The sequence below is a fragment of the Nocardioides sp. GY 10113 genome (genome assembly GCF_004919105.1).
Lineage (GTDB): Bacteria > Actinomycetota > Actinomycetes > Propionibacteriales > Nocardioidaceae > Nocardioides.
Genome location: NZ_STGK01000013.1, coordinates 102,164 through 121,767, shown reverse-complemented (window position 1 = coordinate 121,767; position 19,604 = coordinate 102,164). Strand labels below are relative to the sequence as shown.

The following is a 19,604-nucleotide window of genomic DNA, read 5'->3' as shown; positions in this document are numbered from 1 at the left end:
TCCCTCCCGCCGCGCGGTGCGGTGCGGCGCGGCGACGGACGGTCGCGGTCGGGGGCTCCGAGGTCCACATTGGGAGCCCCCGACATGACCAACCTTCGCGGCGGCCTGCCCACTCGGCCCGCGCCCGGCTAACTCGCCATGGCCAGGTCCGAGTGCTTGTAGCAGACGTGGGTGTGTGCTCCGCAGTCGCAGTCCACGGCGAGGTCCGCCGCGTCCCAGCATCCGCTGGCGGCGCAAAGGCCGTCCTCGAACTTGCACCCCGGGCAGCGAGGGCGCCCGGCGTCGAGGGCGGCGGTCACCACAGCGAGTGTCTCCTGGTAGGCGTCTCCGCAGTCGAGGCAGTTCCACCAGAACAGGCGGTCGGTGACGTCGATGTCGAAGTACATGAAGCGGCCGTTGGCGGCGAGATGGATGGTCTCCGGGCAGATCGGGGGTCGGTTCATCATGCGGGTCCCTTTCAGGGGGTGGTCTCACCGGCGGGATTGCTGGGGAGTGCGGGGTCCATCCGTCTATCGGCGTGGTGAACTCCGGGGCGGTAGGTTCTCGCCTGACTAGGACAGGACGCGGGTGAGACTTGGATGCGACCGCTCGAGACACGCGAACCCGGCCTCGCGTGTCTACATCTGTAGACACGCGAGGCGGGTTCGCGAGGCAGTTCTGGTGGGGCGTCGCTTGCGCGGGTGTCCCGCCTACTGCGGCTCCTTGCACCGCCAGCACTGAATTCTTCCCTCAGGCGAGATGGCGGATGTGCAGCCGAGGAATCTGCACACCCAGGCGTGGACTGGTCCTCGCTGCCAGACCGTGGGCCGGGGCGTCTTCGTCGCCGGGCCCGGCGGTCGCTTCCTGGGCGGGCGGGGAGGGCGGAGCCCGTCGCGGACGTACACGCCGGGCTCAGCCTCTCGGGGCGGGTGGCTGGGTGGGAAGTCCCGGCCGTGCGCGTTGGGTGGGGAGTTCCGGGCCGGTGGGCGGGGTCGGGTGCAGGGCAGAGGTGACGATCCGTTCTCGTTCCGCGCGGGCACCGGCCTCGTAGGCCGCTCGGAGACGGGCGTCGTCGAGGGCCTCTGCCTGGCCGAGGTACGCCGCGATGAGTTCGCGGCAGAGTTCGGCGGCAGGTCGGCCTTCCTGCAGCGCGCGGATGCGGAGTTGCTTGTGCTGGTCCTCGTTCATGTCGAGGGTGAATCGAACGGTCCTTCTGGACGTGTTGCTCATTGTGGGTCCTCACGGCTCGGGTGCGTGGCCACGGCAAGGTGCCGTGGATTGCAGCAGTTGCGGGCCCTTACTTCGGCGGACTCAGGGGATTGCTGTAGGCCACCACCTGTAGTCGCCGCGATATTCCGCGAGACATGTGAGGCCCGACCTGAGTCCTGACCTGCGGCAACGGGGGGATCGGGACGTGGGGCACCCCTCACCGCTGCGAATGGGGCGGTGTGAGGACCGATGTGATGTCGCGCCCCCGACCCACTCGGGGATGCAATGCCTCGCGTCGAGGGTCGGCGCTCCCCGTGTTTACGGCACGCGGGTGAGGATTTGGATGAGCCCGAGGTCCTGGAGGCTGCCGAGGAGGCTCTCATCGTCAACGGGGTCGATGACCCAGACGTTGTCGTCCTTGCCGAGGATGGGCGGGACCCCGGGGTTGAGCGGCTCGCACGCGGTCGTCACGCACACCAGTGGCGTGCGCGCATCCCACACGTCTGCGCCGCTGAAGTGGGGCCGGGTGGGGAAGCCGTCCGGCATATTGGGGGCGATGTGCCGTGGGCCGCTGAGGACGTGTCGCTCCCATTCCTGCAGCGCCGCCCAATCCCCGGTGAGCATGGCGGTGGCGTTGACCTGGGCCTGTATGGCGACCTGCAGGCGAAGGGAGCGAAGGATGCGGGCGACCAAACGCTCATGCTCGGTCTTGGTCTCGTAGTCGGGGTCGCCGAGCAGGGCCGCCACTAGGTCGGCTGCCGACTCTCCCCACGCGAGGTCGTGAAACCCAGGCAGGTACATCCCGAGCGCCCAGGTTTCGCCAGCCCCGCCACGCGGCGGAGGAAGGGCTGCCTTCGGGTCACGCGGGGCACGGGTCACGACGAACGACAACGCGATGCTCCTCCAGTCAATCGGGGTGGGCCGGGCACCGTACAAACCAGGTCCGACAGAGAAGCGACACGTCCGCCGATAACAGGAGCGGCGGGCGGCCAATCCAGGCCGCCCCGAACCCCGCCGGAGGAAACCATGCCAAGTCGCGCGCTCGAAGTGAAGATGGACGAGATTCGCAGCCTCGCTCGCGAAGCAATCAACAACCGACTAGAGGGAACGGGGCATGAAATGTCACGTTGCCTCATCGGCATGTGGGCCGAGCCGGATGGCGTGCTCGTGCTCCACGTCAACAGCGGCGGCAACAGCATTGCGGTTACCCACGCGCTATGGAGCCGATTCAAGGTCGACTCCGCACCCCACCCGGAGTACGGGGTGCTGATCTGGGTGCGCTAGCGCGCCGGGACAAGGCTTCCTTGTGGACGTGTTGCGACCAGTCCGGGAGCCCGGGAGACCGGGAGCCCGGGAGCCCGGGAGTATCTGTACCGGGTAGGTACGGCCTCGGCTGCAGAGGAATAGCCATCTGGCTCGGCCAAGAACATGCCGATAGCCCGCAGCATGACGAACACTGCGGACACTCGGCTCCACCACCTTCGCGAGATTGCAGCACGCATGGCCTCGGACAGCGTTGTCTGGGGATGCGGTCGAACGCCTTGGGGCCCACCCCCGAAAGATGGCGATTCGCGGCCGACCAAAAAGTGCGACCGCGTCTGGGAATGCCCCACATGCAATGCGTCTGGCCTGGTCGCTCGGCGCCACGAGTTGAGATGGCGCCTTGAGGCCGCAGACGAGGTCGGCAGTGGAGTCTTGTTTGTTACGTTCAACCTCTCGCATCGTCTCTCTGACGACCTCGGCCCACTAATGCAGACGCTCGAAACGGCATACGACCATCTCTGGAACGGTGGGCGGCGTGGAACGGCGCTGCGTCGAACCCTGGGCTTCTGGAAGTTCGACCGGACTCTTCAGGTCGCTTGGGGGAACCAAGGATTTCACCCTCACTACCACCTCTTGGCGTTCATGAATCCCTCAGCGCCAGACGCAGACCCCATCCGGGTCGAGTCGACTCTCCGAGACGCCTGGCACGAGTCGCTGACCGTCGCGTTGGGGCGACTTGGTCGGCCGGTCGCGTTGCCCGACAACAGCGTCGACGTGACTCCGGTTGTCGACCCGGAAGGCTTGGCGTACTACCTCACCATGCCGCCGGTGGCCCCGAGCGGCCCGACTGGCCTCTTCCGCGCCTTGACGGAGATTGCCGAGCATGGCGGCGGCTCCTGTCGCTGTGCCCGGTGCCGCCGGTGGTACATGCGCTGGTCCGACTACACGGACGTGATGTCCGGTCGGAGGCGCTTCACCTCGTGGGGTCTCAATCAGGCTCTGGAAGGCATGGGCGCGGCTCCGCGGATTGCATCGCCGAGACTGGTGGACGTGTCACGCCATGGCGGTGCGTGACGGCGCGACGCGATGCGGGGGTCGTTGGACGTGTCAGCGCACCGCAAGGGCGCAGCGGCGTATGGGCGGCCGTTGCCCGACATGAATGAGGCTCGCACCGGGGCCATGCGATGTACCCGGCGGGGAGGGAAGCGCTGGCTTTTCCTTCTGGATTGTGATCCTGTCCGGCAGTTCCACACGCCGATAGCCCGCCCATGCTTAAGACGACGACCGCACGAGTAGGCACTAGGACCCCGGCTGAGATTCGTGCCTGCATTATGCAAGGCATGCGCGACTACGAAGTTCGGGTGCGTGCGACCCGCGCCGCGCAGGGGCTCCCCGAGCGAGTCGCTGACGCGTCGGTACTCGATCGTCTCGCGACGGACTTTCGCTCGTGGGAGGACGGCACCGGTCGCCGCCGCGGCGGCCCATCGCAGGAGGCGGCGTAGCGGCTGCCGAAAACGGCGGCCGTGATGTCGACGGCAACAACGTGCCCTACACGCGGAACTTCGGCTCTCCGAGCCGCTCCACCGGCGGAGTCCCTCGCCCCTTTCCCGTCGGCGACGGCATGAGGGGCACCGAGGCTAGAAGCGACCGCAGAACATGCCGTCTCCCCGCCAGGTCCTTCGCGAGCCACCACTCAAGTAGATCATCGGCGTTGGTGGGAGCCTCTGAAATGACCTGCAGCGCCAGTCGGCGTGGCATCGCGGCGTTCACGATTGTGAGGTCGGCGTCCTGCCTCCGCTGCAGCGCCATCATGTTGTCCTCGTAGGTAACGCCGTCGATTGCCCCGGCCCGAAACAAGCGGTTCTGCCGCTCCTGTTCGTCGGGGTAGCCAGCCAACCTGTCCTGTGCCTGCCGCACCCTCGGGTCGTCAGATGTTGTGTATCCGCGTTGGCGGAAGTCTGTTTCGGCAAGTGCCTGCAGTACCCATCCGGTCACGATGTTGTCGATGTCTTCGCCCGCTACGGATAGGCCGCAGCCGGAGGAGGCCGCGTTCTTCCGCTTCGGGCACAAGTAGCGCCATGTGGTTCCGCCGCGCTTTCCCACCACGCGCGGGTCGGAGGAGAACGCGCCGACCAGTGGCTTTCCACACCGTCCGCAGACGAGGACACCCGACAGCAGGTGGCGCGCTTCTGTCTGGCGCTCACCTGCGGTTCTGCTGCGGGCGCGTAGTTGCTCGACCTGCTTCTTCGTAAGGATCGGCGTCCAGTCGCCCTTGGCGACCAATTCACCGGTGGGCCGCCCGCTCTCGCTTGTCTTGGAAGTCCGCCGACCTGGGGCATGGTCGCGCCACCCACAGAGTGCGCCACGGGTCATCATCGACCGGAGGCTTGTCCCGGTCCACCCGCGCGCCGGGCTGGAAAGGCCGGATGCATTCAGGAACTGCGCCACTTGGGTGACGGTGAGGCCGACATGGGAGTCGGCGAGCAGTTTGATCTCCGGACGCTTCCTGACATCGGCGATGGTCCAGTGGGCCCCGGCGGTCCGCGTGGCCTTCACGACCGCAGCGGGCTTGACTGCTGTCGTTGACCGCAGGAGGCGAATCACCGCGTGAAGGTCGGGGTGGTGAAGTCGGCCCCACTCCGTGTCGAGGCTCTTCACGCTCATGCCGGTCCACCGGCCCTCCCAAGCGGTCGGCACACGTCTCCGGTTCAGGTCGGCGACGACGTCGCCCCACGACTCCTTCTCTTCGAGGAGGCGCCGCGCGACTTCGCGAACAACGTCCGCCTGGGTTTCGTTGATGGTGTGGTCGCGGTTGTAGCCATACCCAAGCGCTTGGTGCGCGCGGCCCGCCTGCGCATCGCGGCGGCGGGCTTGGAGCAGTCGCTCGGCCTTCACCTCGGACTCGTTTTGGGCTACGGCGGCCAGGATGTATGCAAGCGTTCGACCGCTCGATGTAGAGATGTCGATTCTCCCGCCCTCAAGGAGGACGACTTGGACCTCGCGGGGTGATGCTTCGATGGCATCGAGCACACGCACGAGGTCACGAACCTGGCGCAACAGTCTGTCGATGTGCCGAACCATCAACCCGTCCACCTGGCCGCTGGCCAGGTCCGTCAGGAGTCGCTCGAAGTCCGGCCTTACCCGATCGGACCTGGACGCCGTGATGTCGTTGTCCGAGTAGATGAGTGGCTTCGGCCAGTCGAGGCTTTCGGCGTGCGCCTCCATCTGACGCACCTGATCATCGACACCGACTGACAAGCCCTCTCGGTCAAGAGAGACACGTGCATATGCCGCTGGGCGCGTGGGAAGGGCAGGGCGATTGCTGCTGAGGTCGCGCGTCATGCCCCAGATTCTATTGGTCTTCCATATCGCTTGTTGACAACACCAAGTCGTTCTGGGAGGCGCACAAGGCCGTGTACGCCGAGCAGGTGAAGGCACCGATGGTGGCGCTCACCGGCGCCCTGGAGCCGGAGTTCGGGCCGGCCAAGGTGTTCCGGCCCAACCGGGACGTCCGCTTCGCGAAGGACAAGACGCCCTACAAGACCCACCAGGGCGCATTCGTCGGCGTCGGCCCCGCCTGCGGGTGGTACGTCGAGGTGGCGGCCCCCGGCGTCCGCGTCGGCGCCGGGATCTACGAGGCCTCCGGCGAGCGGCTGGCCGCGTTGCGCGCTGCGATGGCCGACGACCTGCGTGGACCCGTCCTGGAGCGGATCCTGCGCGACCTCGAGCGCGGTGGCTTCGAGGTCCACGGCGAGCGGCTCAAGACCGTGCCCCGGGGCTACGACAAGGAGCACCCGCGACTCGAGCTGCTCCGGATGAAGACCGTGCTCGGGATGCGCTCCTACGGCTTCGAGCCGTTCATCCACACCCCCGAGCTGCTGGACCGGGTCCGGGACGACTGGCGGCGGCTGCGGCCGCTGGTGGAGTGGTTGGCCGACGCGACCGGCTGAGCGCCCGGTGGGTCAGGCCGACCCGTCGACGAACGGCCAGCCCCTGAGTCGCTCCTCGGCCCGGGCGGCGTACGGCGCGGCGCCGAGCGCCCGCGCCCGCCGGCCCGCGGCGACCACCGTCGCGTGGGCGTCCGGGAGCCCGAGCACGCCACGCAGCGTGCCGCGGTAGAGCCCCGAGGGCCCGAGGCAGACCAGCCCCGGCCACTGGACGACCAGCGCGTCGCCCCACCCGGCGGTGGCCGGCTCCAGCGTCGCCGCCAGCGCGCGCACCTCCTCGCGCAGCGCCGGCGCGCCCCGGCCGATGGCGAGCAGCGCCTCGGTGAGCAGCGGCACCCGGACCGCGACCCGCGGGCCGTGCAGCCGGCCCGGCTGCTCCACGACCGACTCGACGAGGCCGATCGCCCGCTCGTGCTGGCCCGCCTCGGCCGACGCCATCGCGACCACGATCGCGAAGTCCTCGTCGAAGTCGCCGGCGAGCTGGCCGGCCTGATCGAGGAACTCCGCGAGGCGTCCGCGGTGCCACAGCTCGATCGACTGGCTGGTCGCCATCGACACCTCGGCCAGGCGCCGCGCGGGGAGGCTGACGGCGCCCAGGCCCTCCAGGTGCCGGGTCATCAGGGCGTTGGACTCGGCGTAGTCGCCGCGGAGCACTGCCAGCATCACCTGCCACCACAGCTGCATCGCCTGCAGGTCGGGTCCGCCGTCCGCGGCGACCCGTGTGAACTCCGCGGAGAGGCGGCGGACCAGCCGCAGGTCGCCGGCCTCGAGGGCGCAGACCCGGCGCAGGTGCAGCGCCGTGGCGCGGGCCTGGGGGTCGGCGCCGGCGAGGTCGGCCAGCTCGTCGGCGATCTTCGCCCGGTCGGCGACCGTGGTCGGCTCCCAGCGGCAGATGAACTCCGCCAGCCGGACCTGCGCCCACGCGGCGCTGCCGGTCTCGGTCAGTGCCTGCGCCTCGCGGAGGTGGTCGAGGTCCCCGGCGAGCCCCTGGGCGGCGCGGTCGGCGGCCTCCGCGGCCTGCAGCCGGGCGACCAGGTCGGCCTCGAGATCGAGCCGGTGGGCCAGTGCGCGGCCGCGGAGGTCGGAGTTGCCCGTCTGGACCACGCCGTACCCCGAGAAGAAGCCGCCGACGCCGCTCGGGGCCGCGAGCAGGGCCAGCCGCGCCAGCCCGGCGTGGTCGCCCGACTCTGCGAGCAGCCGGCCCGCCCGGTCGAAGCAGGCGCCCGCGGTCTCGTAGTCGCCGAGGCGGGTGTGCGCCTGGCCGGCGAGGGAGTCCAGGGCGACCGCCAGCCGCGGGTCGTCGGGGTCGGCGTGGGTCGCGCCCAGGGTGGCGAGGCGCGCCGCCTCGCTGGTCGCCCCGCGGGCGAGCGCGTCCGCGGCGGCCCGCTCGCAGGCGCGCGCCGCCGCCGGCGACACCGAGCCGGGCGCGGCGGCGCTGCGGTGGCTCGCGATCGCTGCGAGCGCGCGCGGTGAGACGGACTCCACCGCGTCGGCGACCCGCCCGTGCAGCGCGCAACGCCGCAGCGCCCCGACGCCGTCGAGCACGGCGCGCCGCAGCAGCTCGTGGGCGAAGTCGAGCTCGGTCCCGTCCACCTCGACGACCTGGGCGAGGGCGAGCTCGGTGAGCCGGGCGTCGACGTCGTCGATGCCGTCGAGCTCGGCGACGGCAGCGGCCAGGTGCGCCGTGGTGCGCTGACCGATCACGGCGAGCGCCTCGGCCAGGCGTCGCGCCGGCTCGGAGACCGACTCGAGCTTCCAGGCGACGACCCCCGCCACCGCGTCCTCGGTGATCGGCTCACCGGCGTCGGCCAGGTCGCAGAGCTGGGCGGCCAGCAGCGGGTTGCCCAGGCTGCGGGTGACGATCTCCTCGACCGTCGCGCGATCGCCGGCCCCGAGCCGGGCGCCGACCAGCGCCCGGACCGCGTCGGGGGTGAGCGGCTGCAGGGTCAGGTCGGTGTGCGTCCCCACGGCGCGGAGCAGGCCGAGCGCCGCCGCCCGGTCGGCGTCGAGCGTCCCCGGGCGGCGGGTGAGCAGGAGCAGGATCGGGTGTGCGCGGAGGACCCGCAGGGCGGCGCCGAGCAGCCGCAGCGAGTCCCGGTCGGCCCACTGCACGTCCTCGACGACGGCGACCAGGTGGCCCGACTCACGGACCATCGCGGCCAGCATCGCGGCGACGCCGGCGACCGACGGGGCGCTGGGTGGCGCATACCCGGCCAGCGCGGCCTGCTCCAGCCACGGCCCGAGGGTCTCGAACGGCGCCGTGCCGCCGCCGGCCACGCCGCTGGTGAGCAGCGCAGCGCCGCGGTGTCGCCCGAGTGCGTGGTGGACGAGCGTCGACTTCCCGATCCCAGCGGCCCCGCTGACGGTCACCACAGCGAGGCGACCGGCGCTCTCCCGCCAGGCCCTTTCCAGTGCCGCCGCGTCGGTGGCGCGTCCCGGCGGTCCGGCGCCGAGTGCGGGCCCCGGCGGCGCCGCGGGCTTCGCGGCGCCGGTGCGGTCCGGCGCCGGGGCGGGGGAGCTGCGAATCTCCCGCTCCACCCGCACGGTGTCCGGGTCCGGGTCCAGTCCGAGCTCGTCGCGCAGTCCGCGGCGCAGGTCGACGAGCACGTCGAGCGCCTCCGGCGCCCGCCCGGCCGCCCGGAGCGCGAGCGCGAGCAGGCGGGCGGTGCCCTCCCGCAGCGGATGACGGCCGTGGGCCGGTGCGAGCACGGTGATCGCCCGGGTGGCCTGGCCCAGCGCCAGCATGCCCTCGGCGCAGGCCTCGGTGAGCTCGGAGCGCAGCTCGTCGAGCCGGGCGCGCTCGGGGGCGAGCTCGGCGACGTCCGCGACGTCCTCGAGCGCCTCGCCCCGCCACAGGCCGAGCGCGGTCTCGAGCAGGTCGACCGCGCGCCGGGTGTCGCCGTCGGCGAGGGCGCCGCGGGCGTCCCGGGCGAGCGTGTCGAGCAGGTCGAGGTCGGTGCCGCCGGCCTCGCAGCGCAGCACGTACCCCTGCGCGGTGGTCTCGATGGCCACGCCGTGGGAGGGTCCCAGCGCCCGCCGCAGGCGGGAGACGTACCCCTGGAGCGTGACCTGCGCGCTGTCGGGCGGGGCGCCGCGCCAGAGCAGCTCGCAGAGGTAGCCGGCGCTGCGCGTGCTCCGCTCGGCGGCCAGGATGACCAGCAGGTCGGCGTGCTTGCGCGCGGCGATCGGGATCGCGGTGCCGTCGGCGGCGCTCAGCTGGAGCGGCCCGAGCACCCGGACCGCCGGCTGCGCGCCGGCCCCGGACGTCGACCAGCCCGACACCAGCGTCACACCAGCGCGTTCGTCGACGCTGGCGCCATGACCACCACCAGTGAACCCCAGTCCATCCCCGCTCCCGCCCCTGATTCCGCGCCGGCCCGTGTCGAGACCCGGCCGTCGGTGGGCGGCCCGTCCGGCGCGACTGTACTGCGCGCGGCCGGCGTCGCGCTGGCGCTCGCCGGAGCCCTGTGCACCGCCGGCGGCGTCCTGCACCCGATCGTCGCCCGCAAGGCGCACTCGGTGGCCGCGCTGACCAGCCCGGGCACGCCGATCGCCCAGATCCTCCTGGGTCTCGGCACCGTCCTGCTGATCCTCGGGCTCCCCGCGATGTACGCGTGGCTGCGACCCCGCATCGGCTGGGTCGGCTTCGCCGGCTTCCTGTGCTACCTGGTCGGCAACATCGTGACCGCCGCCGGGCACCTCACCGTGGAGCTCTTCGTCGCGCACCCCCTCGCGGAGGACCCCGCGACCGCGTTCGTGATCGCCGAGAACGACAACATGATCGGCACCACGGCGTTCGCCCTGTTCAACACCGTCGGCGGCCTGGTGATGCTGCTGGGCATGGGGCTGCTCGGCGCGAGCATGCTCCGCCACCGGGCCGTGCCGCGCTGGATCGCAGTGCTGACGCTGGTCGGCATGGCCGGGTTCTTCCTCCCGGTGCCGGCCGTCCAAGGGCTCTCGGGCCTGCTCTACGAGGCCCCGCGCGGGCTGGCCGTGGCGGCCATCGGCGTACTGATGGCGCGCCGGCCCGAGGGCTGGCGGCGCTGAGCCGGTGCTGGCTGGCCGGCCGAGCCGGTCAGCCAGCAGCGGTGAAGCTGGCCATCGTCCGCTCGGGCTCCCAGTACGCCTTCATCGACTTCACCCGGCCGTCGTCGTCGACGACGTAGACCATGATCAGGTCGGTGACGGTGAACGAGCCGTCGGGGAACGAGGTCTTGATCCGCCCGATGTTGGCGCAGGTGTTGCTGCCGGGGTTGGCGAAGGAGTCGATGATCTCGAACTCGAACCGCTCGATCGGCGCGATCGCCTTCTCCCAGAACGCCGAGATCCCGGCGTGCCCGTGGTGGCCGGTGCCCTCGGGGTCGAACATCGACGGACCGACCGGGTCCTCGAGCACGGCGTCCTCGGCGTACACCGTGAGCCACTCGGCCAGGTCGCCGCGGGCCACCGCGGAGTAGGAGCGCTGCGAGGCGGTCCGCGCCGGGTGCAGGTCGTTCGGCGCGTTCCAGACGATGGCATCGGAGGTGATCATGGCGCCATCGTAGGCCGAAAGTAGAACAGGTTCTAGATCTGAGGTCCCGCGGGTCGATGCCGACCGGCCACGGCGGATTCACGTCGCGGTCACCGGGCGATGCCACCGTGCCTGGCATGGGCAAGAAGCGGAAGGCCTGGATCCATGTCGGCGCTCCCGGCGCCGGCGACCCCGTCGAGGCGGCGCTGGCGCACCACCACCGCGCTCTCGTCGAGCTCGGCTACGCCGCGGTGGCGCGCACCTCGTCGGAGAGCTTCCTGGCGGCGGTCGAGCTGCTGCGCAGTCACCGTGAGTGGGGCTTGCGCCGCGCCGACGTCGAGGGCAGGTGGGTGGGCATGGTCCGGCGCGCGGAGCAGGCGAAGGTGGATCTGGTCTTCTCCCAGACCATGCTCGCCGACGCGGCTCCGGAGCAGGTGGACCTCCTGGTCGACGCCCTCCATGCCTTCCGGGTGCAGGTCGTGGTCAGCGCCGGGCCCGGGGAGGAGGCGCGCCGTGATGCACTCGTCGCGCGCTGGCAGCGCGCCGTGCGCAAGCCGGAGCGGCTGCACGTGCTCGACCTCCCGGACGAGGACCCGGCCACGGTGTGGCGGGAGTTCGGCCGGCTGGTCGGCTTCGGCACGGCGTCGCTCGGGCTCGGATCCGTGCCGCCGGCGGTGCCGCCCTGTGCCACCCTCGCCGACGCGCGCCGGGAGATGGAGCGCCTGGTGCGCCGTACCGCCTCGCTCGAGCTGAGGCTCGGCGAACTGGACCGACGGCGCCGGCGCTTCCGGCGTACGGCGGCCTGAGCCTGGGGCTCAGTGTGGCTGCCAGGCGTCCTCGTCAGCCGTGAGCGCGGTGACGGTGGCTGGCAGGCTCCCGTCGGCGAGCTGCTGGATCGAGACCTCCTCGAAGACCTCCCGCAGCGAGCGCCGTGCGGCGATCCACACGTGCTGCAGGACATCGGCGGTCTCGTTGTAGCTGACCGCCTCGGGCCGCAGCCCGTAGACCGAGACCAGGGGGCCGTCGACCGCGCGGATCACGTCGGCGACCGAGACGTCGGCCGGGGGGCGGGCCATCCGCCACCCGCCGGACTGGCCGCGCTGGGAGAGCACGATGCCGGCGCGGCGCAGGTCCGCGAGGATCGCCTGCAGGAACCCGTGGGGGATCTCCTGCAGTCGCCCGAGCTCCTCGGCGCTGACGGCCCGACCGTCCGCGCGTCCCGCCATCTCGATCAGCGCCCGCAGCGCGTAGTCGGATTTGGCGGAGACTCGCATGTCTCCATCCTGTCACATATCTCGATCGGATCACTCGACCATGGGCCTCGGCGGGCCGCCGGCGGCGCCCCGATCCGAACGGTCGCTCGGGTTGCCTTGCCCACCTGCCTACTCGCCAGTATCATCTTGTTACCGACGAGTAGCCAAGACTCTTTTCTGAAGGAATCGGTGGGACTGTGAGCCACTACAAGAGCAACCTGCGCGACATCGAGTTCAACCTCTTCGAGCTCCTGGGGCGCGACGAGGTCCTCGGCGCCGGGCCGTTCGAGGAGTACGACGCGGACACCGCCCGCGAGATCCTTGCCGAGGTGGAGCGGATCTGCCGCGAGGACCTCGCGGCCTCCTACGTGGACAGCGACCGCAACCCGCCGGTCTTCGACCCCGCGACGAACACCGCGCCGGTGCCGGCCTCCTTCAAGGCCAGCTACGACGCCTGGATGGCCGCTGAGTTCTGGCGCCTGCAGATCTCCGAGGAGCTCGGCGGGCAGCCGGCCCCGTCCTCGCTGATCTGGGCGATGGGCGAGATGGTCCTCGGCGCGAACGCCCCGATCTGGATGTACGCCGCCGGCGCGCCGTTCGCGGGCGTCGTGCACCACAACGGCACGGACCGCGACAAGCGGATCGCCCAGATCATGGTCGAGCGCGGCTGGGCCGCGACGATGGTGCTCACCGAGCCGGACGCCGGCTCCGACGTGGGTGCGGGCCGCACCAAGGCCACCCCGAACGCCGACGGCTCGTGGAACATCAGCGGCGTCAAGCGCTTCATCACCAGCGCCGAGTCGGACCTGCAGGAGAACATCATCCACCTGGTCCTCGCCCGCCCCGAGGGCGTCGAGGGCGTCGGCGGACCCGGCACCAAGGGCCTCTCCCTCTTCATCGTGCCGAAGTACCACTTCGACCACGAGACCGGCGAGCTCACCGGCGAGCGCAACGGCGTCTACGTGACCAACGTCGAGCACAAGATGGGCATCAAGGTCTCCAACACCTGCGAGACCACCTTCGGCGACCCGCAGGTCGGCGGCGGCGAGCCCGCCCAGGGCTGGCTGCTCGGCGAGGTGCACGACGGCATCGCCCAGATGTTCCAGGTCATCGAGAACGCCCGGATGATGGTCGGCACCAAGGCGATCGCGACGCTCTCCACCGGCTACCTGAACGCGCTGGACTACGCCAAGGAGCGGGTGCAGGGCGCCGACCTGACCGAGTCCTCGAACAAGACCGCGCCGCGGGTGACCATCACCCACCACCCCGACGTGCGCCGGTCGCTGATGACCCAGAAGGCCTTCGCCGAGGCGATGCGCAGCCTGGTCCTCTACACCGCCTCCTTCCAGGACAAGGTGCAGGTCGCCACCGCCGCGGGCGAGCGCGACGAACTCGCCGAGGCCGTCAACGACCTGCTGCTCCCGATCGTCAAGGGCTACGGCTCCGAGCGCTCGTGGGTGCTGCTGGGCACCGAGTCGCTGCAGACCTTCGGCGGCTCGGGCTTCCTGCAGGAGTACCCGATCGAGCAGTACGTCCGGGACGCCAAGATCGACACCCTCTACGAGGGCACCACCGCCATCCAGGGCCAGGACTTCTTCTTCCGCAAGATCGTCAAGGACCAGGGCCGCGCCCTCGGCTACCTGGCCGGCGAGATCAAGGCGTTCATCGAGGCCGAGTCCGGCAACGGCCGCCTCAAGGTCGAGCGGGAGCTGCTCGCGACCGCGCTGGCCGACGCCGAGGCGATCGTCGGTCACATGATCAACGACCTGATGTCCGCTCAGGACGACATCCGCAACATCTACAAGGTCGGTCTCAACACCAGCCGGGTGCTGATGGTGCTGGGTGACGTGATCTGCTCCTGGCTGTTGCTGCGGGGCGCCGAGATCGCCCTGGCCAAGCTCGACGGCGAGCCGGGCGCGGACAAGGCCTTCTACGAGGGCAAGGTCGCGGCGGCGAGGTTCTTCGCGGCCACCAACCTGCCGAAGATCACCTCCGAGCGGGCCATCGCCGAGGCCACCGACCTCTCGCTGATGGACCTCGACGAGGCCGCCTTCTGAGGTCGCCGCGCTCCCTGTGAGCCGGCCGTCAGGCCGTGTGACGGGCCGTCCGGACATCGAGTCCGGGCGGCCCGTCGTCGCATTCCGGCCGGGCGCCCGCCGGGCTCCTCTACAGTCGACGCGTGACTGACGCAGAGCGCCTGGCTGGCTATGTCGACACCTGGCATGCCGCCGTCGCGGACTTCCTGACCCTGCTGGAGCAGCTGGACGACGCCGACTGGGCGCTGCCCACCGACCTGCCCGGATGGGACGTGAAGGCCGTTGCCTCGCACACCGCTCACCTGGAGAGCGTGCTGGCCGGCCGCGGCGAGGAGGCCGCCGAGATCGGGGAGCCCGCGCACGTCACCGGCCTGATGGGTGCCTACACCGAGATCGGCGTGGTCAACCGGCGCGACCGTGAGCCGGCCGCGATCATCGCCGAGATCCGGGAGGTCACCGCCGACCGGTTGCGGACCCTGCGTGTGGACCCGCCGACGGATGCGTCGGCCCACCCGGAGCTGGTCTTCGGCGGCGTCCCGTGGAACTGGGGCACGCTGCTGCGCAACCGTCCCCTCGACGTGTGGATGCACGAGCAGGACGTACGCCGCGCCGTCGGCCGCCCGGGCGGCATGGACACCGCCGCGGCCCAGCACACGGCCGACTACCTCGCCGAGGGATTCGGGTTCGTGGTCGGCAAGCGGGTCGGTCCGCCGGCCGGCACCACCGCGGTGCTGGACGTGGCCGGCAGCCCCGCGGTCGCGGTGGGCGTCGGCGAGGACGGTCGGGCACGACCGCTGGCCGAGGAGCCGTCCGAGCCGACCGTGCGGATCGCGATGGACCGCGAGCCGTTCATCCTCGCGGCCGGCGGACGGCGCGTCCCGGACCCGGCCCAGGTGACGATCACCGGCGACGCCGACCTCGGCGCCGCGATCGTGGCCGCGATGGCGACCACGCCCTGACCCAGCCGCTCCGGACGGACGGACCGACCGGATCCGTCGTACCGGCCTGATCGACGACCCGCTGCCGGACCCGCTCCCTCCACCGACAGGACCACCATGATCTGGGACCCCCGCGACATTCCCGACCAGTCGGGCCGGACGGTGGTGGTGACCGGCCCGACGGTGGGCGGTCTCGGCTACCACACGGCGCTGGAGCTGGCCCGCAACGGGGCCCGCGTCGTGCTGGCCGGGCGCAACAAGGAGAAGCGCAAGCAGGCCGCCGCGGCGATCTCCGAGGAGCTCCCGGCGGCGCAGGTCGAGACGTTGCCGCTGGACCTGGCACGGATGGAGTCGGTGCGCCACGCCGCCTCCGCGGCCCGGGACCTGGGGCCGATCCACCTGCTGGTCAACAACGCCGGCGTGATGGGCACGCCTCTCCGGCGCACCGTCGACGGGCTCGAGCTGCAGATGCAGACCAACCACTTCGCGCCGTTCCTGCTCACCGGTCTGCTGCTGCCGCAGCTGGTCGAGAGCGGGGAGGGCCGGGTGGTCACGGTCTCCTCGCTGTTCCACCGCTACGCCGGGCACCAGCCCGTCGACGACCCGCGGGAGGCCGAGGGGCGCTACCACCCGTGGCGCGTCTACGGCCGCTCCAAGCTGGCGAACCTGCACTTCACCAGCGAGCTCGAGCGGCGGCTCAGCGCCCGCGGGCTGCCCGTCAAGGCGCTGGCCGCGCACCCGGGGTTCGCCGGGACCCACCTGGCCGTCAACGGCCAGTACGGCGTGGCCGGGAGCGGCGCGGACCTCGGCAGCGCCCAGGCCCGTCGGCTGGACCGGATGATCGGCCTGGTCTCCCAGTCGGCCGCCGCCGGCGCGCGGCCGACGCTGATGGCGGCCACCGCCGATCTGGACGGCGACACCTTCGTCGGACCGACCAACTTCCTGCAGATGCAGGGTCCGCCGAAGGTGGTCGGCCGCTCGCGGCTGGCCCGGGACCGGAGCGCCGGGCAGCGGCTGTGGGAGATCAGCGAGGGAGTCGTGGGGATGTCCTACCCCTGATCGGGTTCAAGCGAGGGGTGGCGCTGCGGATGACGACGCACCTCGGCCGGGCCGGCCGCGACCCGACCCTCGAGATGGCGCCGGTCAGGCTGCGCGCCTTCCTCGCCGGCGAGCCGGCTCTCGACACCGGGGGCGCCGCGCTGGTCTGGGAGCCGCGCCGGATCGTGCCGGCGTACGCCGTACCGGAGCGCGACCTGCTGGTCGCGGTGGAGACCAGCGAGCCCCAGCCCGAGGCGACCGATCCCGTGGCGCAGCCGCTGATGCTGACGCCCCCTGGTGGCGCTGAGACCGGTGCGGAGCGCCCCGACGGGGTCAGCGGCCGCGCGGGCCGTAGACCGCCTCCTTCTTGCTGAACGCCGCCTCGCGCGCGGCCTTGGTGTTGCGTGCCGCGAGCAGGAAGAGCTGCTCGGCGCGCTCCCGGGCGAAGGTGCGTCGCGGGGACGAGTTCCACGTGCCGTCGTAGAGGCGCTTCGCCGCCGCCAGCGCGTCGGGCGACTTCTGCGCGAGCTCGGCCGCCAGCCGGTGCGCGCCGGCGAGCGGGTCGTTGTCGAGGCGGGTGACCAGGCCGAGCTCGAGCGCCCGGGTGCCGTCGAAGACCTCGGCGGTCATCGTCAGCAGCTTGGCCTGGTCGATGCCGATCACCTCCGAGAGGCTCTGCACGCCGGACATGTCGGGGATCAGCCCCCACTTGCCCTCGAGCACCGACCAGCGGGAGTCGGGGGTGGCGATCCGGAAGTCGGCGCCGAGCGCGATCTGCAGGCCGCCGCCGAGGCAGTGGCCGTGCACCGCGGCGATCACCGGCACCGGGATCCGGCGGAAGGCCCAGGGGGCCTCCTGGAAGGTGTTGGTGCCGCGCCACGGCCGGGGCGTGAACGCCTTGGCGATGCCGCCGGGGCTGCGCAGGACCGAGGCGAAGTCGAGTCCGGCGCAGAAGGCCTCGCCCTCGCCGGAGATGATCACCGCGCGCAGGCTCTTGTCGCGTCGCAGGTCACGGGCGGTGGCTACCAGGCCGTCGAGCACGTCGAGCGTGAGTGCGTTGAGCTTGTCCGGCCGGTTCAGACGGACGTGGGCGATGCCTTCGGCGACCTCACAGGTGACGGTGCTCATAGGCTGATCGTACTGGTTGGTAACGGGGGTGGCGCGGGGCGTTCGTGGGTCTCGGGATTCCCCGGTCGACCGGGGAATCCCGGGCGTGACGGGCATGGCAATGGCCGTCACGCACCAGAATCCCCGGTCGGCCGGGGATTCCTGGGGAGCGTGGGATCAGAGGTGGTCGGGGACGATGAAGGCGTCCGGGTCCTGGCGCGGCGGGATGCTGTCAAGCGCGAGCTGCACCAGGGCGACGCGGGCGGTGATCAGCGCCTTGCGGCGCAGTCCCTTCTCGTCGGCGCCGAGGCGCTCCTCGACCACCGCGGCGATCTCCGCCTTGGTGAACGACGGCCGCTCGCCGACGGGGACCTCGACATCGGGCAGGCCGACCAGGACCGGGAGCAACTGGTCGCCGAGGCCGTCGAGCAGCACGAAGCGCTCGTACCTGCTGAGCTCCTCCCAGGCGTCCTCGATCGTCCGGCGGCCCTTGCGCACGCTCTTGTCCTGGGCCGCGAGGACGGCCTTGGCGGCTCCGGTCAGCGCGGCGGTGAGCTCGTGCTCGGTCAGTCGCATGGCGCTAGTGTCCCCTGACCGCTCCGGGGATGCGAACGCCGGCCCCGGGGTTTCGAGGCTCGCTGCGCTCGCACCTCAACCGCCGGCACCGGGGGATGCGAACGCCGGCCCCGGGGTTTCGAGGCTCGCTGCGCTCGCACCTCAACCGCCGGCACCGGGGGATGCGAACGCCGGCCCCGGGGTTTCGAGGCTCGCTGCGCTCGCACCTCAACCGCCGGCACCGGGGGATGCGAACGCCGGCCCCGGGGTTTCGAGGCTCGCTGCGCTCGCACCTCAACCGCCGGCACCGGGGGATGCGAACGCCGGCCCCGGGGTTTCGAGGCTCGCTGCGCTCGCACCTCAACCGCCGGCACCGGGGGATGCGAACGCCGGCCCCGGGGTTTCGAGGCTCGCTGCGCTCGCACCTCAACCGCCGGCACCCGGGGGACGCGAACGCCGGCCCCGGTCGAGCCGGGGCCGGCGTACGCGATGAGCGGGGAGGTCAGGCCGCCTTGGCCGCCTTCATCTTCTTGACCTGGCGGTCCAGGTGCAGCTGCGCGACCCGGCGGGTGCGCTTGTCGGCGGTGGCCATGCCGTAGAGCAGCTTCAGCTGGCTGGGCAGGTTCTTGGCGTTGGTGGTGGCCAGCCAGCCGTTGGGCAGCGAGAGCCGGACGACCTTGTGCCAGGCGCTGCCGACCTGCTGGGGCAGCGGCGCGGCGTGGTAGTTCAGCCCGTACTTCTCGAAGACGGCCTTCACCTTCGGGGCCACCTCGGCGTACCGGTTGCTCGGCAGGTCCGGGTAGAGGTGGTGCTCGATCTGGTGCGACAGGTTGCCGGTCATGATGTGCATCGCCTTGGAGCCGGTGATGTTGCAGGAGCCGAGCATCTGGCGCAGGTACCACTCGCCGCGGGTCTCCTTCTCCGGGATCGCCTTGAGCTCGAAGGTCTCCACGCCCTCGGGGAAGTGGCCGCACATGATCACCGAGTGGGTCCACAGGTTGCGGACCAGGTTGGCCACGAAGTTCGCCGAGAGCGCGCCCAGCGCGGAGCCGGTCGGCAGCGCGAGCAGCGGGTTGACGACGTAGTCCTTGGTGGCCTGCTTGCGGATCTTGCGCAGCGTGTTCTTGGCGTTCGCCGCGAACGACGCCGGGCGCCGGTCCTTGGGCAGCCGGAGGTTGCGGCCCAGCTCCAGGTCGTACGCCGCGATGCCGTACTCGAAGAAGCAGGCGTTGATGAAGTTCCACAGCGGCTGGCCCAGGTACGCCGGGTGCCAGCGCTGGTCCTCGTCCACGCGCATGATGCCGTAGCCGAGGTCGTTGTCCTTGCCGATGATGTTCGTGTAGGTGTGGTGCACCTCGTTGTGGGAGTGCTTCCAGCCCTCGGCGGTGGAGGCGTTGTCCCACTCCCAGGTGGTGGAGTGGATCTTCGGGTCGCGCATCCAGTCCCACTGGCCGTGCATGACGTTGTGGCCGATCTCCATGTTCTCCAGGATCTTGGCCACGCTCAGCCCGATGGTGCCGGCGATCCAGGCCGGCGGGAGGGCGCTGAAGAGCAGTACGGCGCGGGAGCCGAGCTCGAGCTTGCGCTGCACGTCGACGACCTTGCGGATGTAGGCCGCGTCGGACTCCCCGCGCTGGTCGATGACCTCCTGGCGGATGGCGTCCAGCTCCGCCCCGAGCGCCTCGATGTCCTCGGGGGTGAGGTGCGCGGTCGGGTCGGCGTCCTTCTTGGTGATGGCAGTCATGGGAGCTCCTGGTGTGCAGTCGTGT

The 19,604-nt window shown here is 71.3% G+C and carries 18 protein-coding genes; 8 read left to right on the top strand and 10 right to left on the bottom strand.

Translation table 11 applies throughout. The features are described 5' to 3' along the window. Window positions 1-128: 128 nt before the first annotated feature. The 3 genes from E8D34_RS15950 to E8D34_RS15940 all read right to left on the bottom strand — a co-directional run bounded on the left by E8D34_RS15950 (window position 129) and on the right by E8D34_RS15940 (window position 2,079). Window positions 129-446 carry a hypothetical protein gene (locus tag E8D34_RS15950; RefSeq protein WP_136595638.1) on the bottom strand — a complete coding sequence of 106 codons (318 nt, stop codon included), beginning with the start codon at window positions 444-446 and terminating at the stop codon, window positions 129-131. Between the two features lie 445 nt (window positions 447-891). After that, window positions 892-1,209, bottom strand: coding sequence for a hypothetical protein (locus E8D34_RS15945; protein WP_136595637.1), 318 nt, complete (start codon window positions 1,207-1,209; stop codon window positions 892-894). A 297-nt stretch (window positions 1,210-1,506) separates the two neighbouring features. Continuing rightward, window positions 1,507-2,079 (bottom strand): hypothetical protein, encoded by a 573-nt coding sequence (locus tag E8D34_RS15940; protein ID WP_136595636.1) that lies wholly within the window; start codon window positions 2,077-2,079, stop codon window positions 1,507-1,509. Between the two features lie 162 nt (window positions 2,080-2,241). Here E8D34_RS15940 and E8D34_RS15935 point away from each other — a divergent pair, with 162 nt between their 5' ends. After that, entirely contained in the window at window positions 2,242-2,472 is a 231-nt protein-coding gene (locus tag E8D34_RS15935; RefSeq protein ID WP_136595635.1) for a hypothetical protein, read from the top strand. Window positions 2,473-3,999: 1,527 nt separating this feature from the next. Here E8D34_RS15935 and E8D34_RS15930 read toward each other — a convergent pair. Next, on the bottom strand, window positions 4,000-5,793 hold the full coding sequence (locus E8D34_RS15930) for a recombinase family protein (protein ID WP_136595634.1): 1,794 nt from the start codon (window positions 5,791-5,793) through the stop codon (window positions 4,000-4,002). Window positions 5,794-5,816: 23 nt separating this feature from the next. On the opposite strand from E8D34_RS15930, the gene E8D34_RS15925 reads away from it, so the two are divergent. Then, window positions 5,817-6,401, top strand: coding sequence for a DUF2461 domain-containing protein (locus tag E8D34_RS15925; protein WP_136595633.1), 585 nt, complete (start codon window positions 5,817-5,819; stop codon window positions 6,399-6,401). 12 nt (window positions 6,402-6,413) lie between these two features. Here E8D34_RS15925 and E8D34_RS15920 read toward each other — a convergent pair whose 3' ends face one another. After that, entirely contained in the window at window positions 6,414-9,689 is a 3,276-nt protein-coding gene (locus E8D34_RS15920; RefSeq protein ID WP_168929473.1) for a BTAD domain-containing putative transcriptional regulator, read from the bottom strand. Between the two features lie 27 nt (window positions 9,690-9,716). On the opposite strand from E8D34_RS15920, the gene E8D34_RS15915 reads away from it, so the two are divergent. Beyond that, the gene (locus E8D34_RS15915) at window positions 9,717-10,445 is read left to right on the top strand and encodes a hypothetical protein (protein ID WP_206056757.1); all 729 of its coding nucleotides are present in this window, start codon (window positions 9,717-9,719) and stop codon (window positions 10,443-10,445) included. A gap of 28 nt (window positions 10,446-10,473) precedes the next feature. Here E8D34_RS15915 and E8D34_RS15910 read toward each other — a convergent pair whose 3' ends face one another. Then, window positions 10,474-10,929 (bottom strand): nuclear transport factor 2 family protein, encoded by a 456-nt coding sequence (locus E8D34_RS15910; RefSeq protein ID WP_136595630.1) that lies wholly within the window; start codon window positions 10,927-10,929, stop codon window positions 10,474-10,476. 116 nt (window positions 10,930-11,045) lie between these two features. On the opposite strand from E8D34_RS15910, the gene E8D34_RS15905 reads away from it, so the two are divergent. Then, complete coding sequence (locus E8D34_RS15905) at window positions 11,046-11,714, top strand: hypothetical protein (RefSeq protein WP_136595629.1); 669 nt, start codon at window positions 11,046-11,048, stop codon at window positions 11,712-11,714. Between the two features lie 9 nt (window positions 11,715-11,723). Here E8D34_RS15905 and E8D34_RS15900 read toward each other — a convergent pair whose 3' ends face one another. Further along, window positions 11,724-12,182 carry an Rrf2 family transcriptional regulator gene (locus E8D34_RS15900; RefSeq protein WP_136595628.1) on the bottom strand — a complete coding sequence of 153 codons (459 nt, stop codon included), beginning with the start codon at window positions 12,180-12,182 and terminating at the stop codon, window positions 11,724-11,726. A 176-nt stretch (window positions 12,183-12,358) separates the two neighbouring features. Between E8D34_RS15900 and E8D34_RS15895 the strand changes: the two genes are divergently transcribed. The 4 genes from E8D34_RS15895 to E8D34_RS15880 all read left to right on the top strand — a co-directional run bounded on the left by E8D34_RS15895 (window position 12,359) and on the right by E8D34_RS15880 (window position 16,547). Continuing rightward, complete coding sequence (locus tag E8D34_RS15895; RefSeq protein WP_136595627.1) at window positions 12,359-14,218, top strand: acyl-CoA dehydrogenase; 1,860 nt, start codon at window positions 12,359-12,361, stop codon at window positions 14,216-14,218. Window positions 14,219-14,340: 122 nt separating this feature from the next. Beyond that, on the top strand, window positions 14,341-15,156 hold the full coding sequence (locus tag E8D34_RS15890; protein ID WP_136595626.1) for a maleylpyruvate isomerase family mycothiol-dependent enzyme: 816 nt from the start codon (window positions 14,341-14,343) through the stop codon (window positions 15,154-15,156). A 96-nt stretch (window positions 15,157-15,252) separates the two neighbouring features. Continuing rightward, window positions 15,253-16,194 carry an oxidoreductase gene (locus E8D34_RS15885; protein WP_136595625.1) on the top strand — a complete coding sequence of 314 codons (942 nt, stop codon included), beginning with the start codon at window positions 15,253-15,255 and terminating at the stop codon, window positions 16,192-16,194. Window positions 16,195-16,223: 29 nt separating this feature from the next. After that, on the top strand, window positions 16,224-16,547 hold the full coding sequence (locus E8D34_RS15880) for a hypothetical protein (RefSeq protein ID WP_136595624.1): 324 nt from the start codon (window positions 16,224-16,226) through the stop codon (window positions 16,545-16,547). Here E8D34_RS15880 and E8D34_RS15875 read toward each other — a convergent pair. From E8D34_RS15875 to E8D34_RS15865, 3 genes are all read right to left on the bottom strand, one after another. After that, on the bottom strand, window positions 16,507-17,301 hold the full coding sequence (locus E8D34_RS15875) for a crotonase/enoyl-CoA hydratase family protein (protein WP_136595623.1): 795 nt from the start codon (window positions 17,299-17,301) through the stop codon (window positions 16,507-16,509). The two genes, E8D34_RS15880 and E8D34_RS15875, sit on opposite strands and share 41 nt — an antisense overlap. 156 nt (window positions 17,302-17,457) lie before the next feature. Next, window positions 17,458-17,856 carry a hypothetical protein gene (locus tag E8D34_RS15870; RefSeq protein WP_136595622.1) on the bottom strand — a complete coding sequence of 133 codons (399 nt, stop codon included), beginning with the start codon at window positions 17,854-17,856 and terminating at the stop codon, window positions 17,458-17,460. Window positions 17,857-18,337: 481 nt separating this feature from the next. Then, window positions 18,338-19,579 carry an acyl-CoA desaturase gene (locus tag E8D34_RS15865; RefSeq protein ID WP_136595621.1) on the bottom strand — a complete coding sequence of 414 codons (1,242 nt, stop codon included), beginning with the start codon at window positions 19,577-19,579 and terminating at the stop codon, window positions 18,338-18,340. Window positions 19,580-19,604: the final 25 nt, after the last annotated feature.